The organism is Stenotrophomonas acidaminiphila (genome assembly GCF_001431595.1).
In the GTDB taxonomy this organism is placed as follows: Bacteria; Pseudomonadota; Gammaproteobacteria; order Xanthomonadales; family Xanthomonadaceae; genus Stenotrophomonas; species Stenotrophomonas acidaminiphila.
The window spans coordinates 1-1849 of the sequence record NZ_LDJO01000097.1; the positions used below are offsets into that span (position 1 = coordinate 1).

Here is a 1849-nt window from a genome sequence, read left to right on the forward strand (position 1 = left end):
ATCGGGTCATTGCAGGTTCCTGTTGCGGGGCCGGCGCACGGCGCTCAGCGGTGGAAATCGCCCGCGGCTTCGGGCTGGTAGTGGACGGCGGTCACGCGCAGGCGCAGCTGGCGGCCACCGGGGGCGGTCCAGTCGATGGTCTGGCCCACGGACAGGCCCAGCAGGGCGCTGCCCACCGGCGCGAGCACCGAGACACGGCCCTTGTCGAAATCCGCCTCGTGCGGATAGACCAGGGTCAGGGAATGTTGTTCGTCGTGCAGTTCGTCCACGCAGTCCACGCGCGAATGCATGGTGACGATGCCTGCGGGGATTTCCTCCGGCGGCAGCACCTGCGCGCGTTCGAGCTCCTGGGACAGGGCGACGGCGGCCGGGTGCCGGCTCAGGGCCGGGGAATCGAGCATGGCCTCGAGGCGGGCCATGTCACGGCTGGAGACGACGATCGATGGCGGCAGGCCGCTGTTGGTCGGCATGGAAAAAACTCCTGCAATTGTTGAGAGACATGCAAAAGGCGGCGCCAATCCGGCACCGCCCGGGGCCTATTGTGCGGGGATTGTGAAACGGAAGCGACCCACCCCGATCATGGGGGCGGGGCGGCGGCGTTGCAATGTGTCCGCGGCGCCGGTTCAGGCGCGCGCGGGCGCTGCCGCAGGCCGCACCGGCGGCCCGGCTCAGAGCGCCAGCAGATCCGGTGGCAGGCGCTGGAACAGGCCGGCCAGCTGCTGCAGGAAATCGCCCATCGCCGAGCTGCGGCGCCAGACCATGGCGATGCGCCGGCTGGGCGCGTCGTCGCCGGCAAAGCCCAGCAGGCGGATGTCCTGCGAGCGCGCCACCGGCGGCTTCACCGCCAGCATCGGCAGCAGGGTGACGCCGACGTTGGCCGCCACCATCTGCCGCAGCGTTTCCAGGCTGGTGGCCTGGAATTCGGATTTTTCCAGCGCTCCGGCCAGGTGGCAGACGTCCAGCGCTTGGTCGCGCAGGCAGTGGCCGTCCTGCAGCAGCAGCAGGCGCTGGTCAGCCAGGTCGGCCATGCGCAGCGTGGCGTGCGCGGCCAGCGGGTGGCCTTCGGGCGCGGCCAGCACGAACGGTTCCTCGAACAGGAACTCGGTATGCAGCTGTTCGTCATGCAGCGGCAGTGCCAGCAGCGCCGCATCGAGCTGGCCATTGCGCAGCTGGGTCAGCAACACGTCGCTCTTTTCCTCCACCAGCAGCAGTTCCAGCTGCGGGAAGCGCGTGCGGATCGCCGGCACCACGTGCGGCAGCAGGTACGGCCCCAGCGTGGGAAAAATGCCCAGGCGCACGGTGCCGGCCTCGGGGTCGCGGCTGCGGCGCGCGGCCTCCTTGAGCTGCTCGACTTCGGCGACGATGCCGCGCGCACGCGCCGCGGCCTCGCGCCCGGCCGGGGTCAGCATGACCTTGCGCGGCGCGCGTTCGACCAGCGGCACGCCCAGCTCTTCCTCCAGCTTCTTGATCTGGGTGGACAGCGTGGGCTGGCTGACGAAGCACGCCGCCGCGGCGCGGCCGAAGTGCTTGTGCTCGGCCAGCGCCACCAGGTACTTGAGGTCACGCAGGTTCATCGGGTTGGCCTCGCAACGGCGGACAGGGGCACGGAGGTGGCGCAGCCGGCCGCCGCGCCTGTGGCGATGCCGCCGGGCGGGCCGGCGGCATCGGGGCTCAGGCGGTCTCGGCCACCGCCGCGGACGGCTGCGGCGCCGGGCTGCGGATCAGTCAGCATGACCTTGCGCGGCGCGCGTTCGACCAGCGGCACGCCCAGCTCTTCCTCCAGCTTCTTGATCTGGGTGGACAGCGTGGGCTGGCTGACGAAGCACGCCGCCGCGGCGCGGCCGAAGTA

The 1849-nt window shown here is 71.0% G+C and carries 2 protein-coding genes and 1 pseudogene; all 3 read right to left on the minus strand.

All coding sequences use genetic code 11. The features are described from left to right. Positions 1-44: 44 nt before the first annotated feature. Complete coding sequence (rnk, locus tag ABB33_RS17675; RefSeq protein WP_054667508.1) at positions 45-470, minus strand: nucleoside diphosphate kinase regulator; 426 nt, start codon at positions 468-470, stop codon at positions 45-47. Positions 471-668: 198 nt separating this feature from the next. Beyond that, the gene (locus ABB33_RS17680) at positions 669-1574 is read right to left on the minus strand and encodes a LysR substrate-binding domain-containing protein (protein ID WP_056932959.1); all 906 of its coding nucleotides are present in this window, start codon (positions 1572-1574) and stop codon (positions 669-671) included. Between the two features lie 119 nt (positions 1575-1693). Continuing rightward, positions 1694-1849 (minus strand): annotated as a pseudogene (locus ABB33_RS18705) (LysR family transcriptional regulator); the annotation flags it as partial.

Excerpts from the sequence above, each read along its gene's own strand:
- ABB33_RS17680 (WP_056932959.1), bottom strand. The coding sequence starts at position 1,574 with ATGAACCTGCGTGACCTCAAGTACCTGGTGGCGCTGGCCGAGCACAAG.
- rnk (WP_054667508.1), bottom strand. The coding sequence starts at position 470 with ATGCCGACCAACAGCGGCCTGCCGCCATCGATCGTCGTCTCCAGCCGT.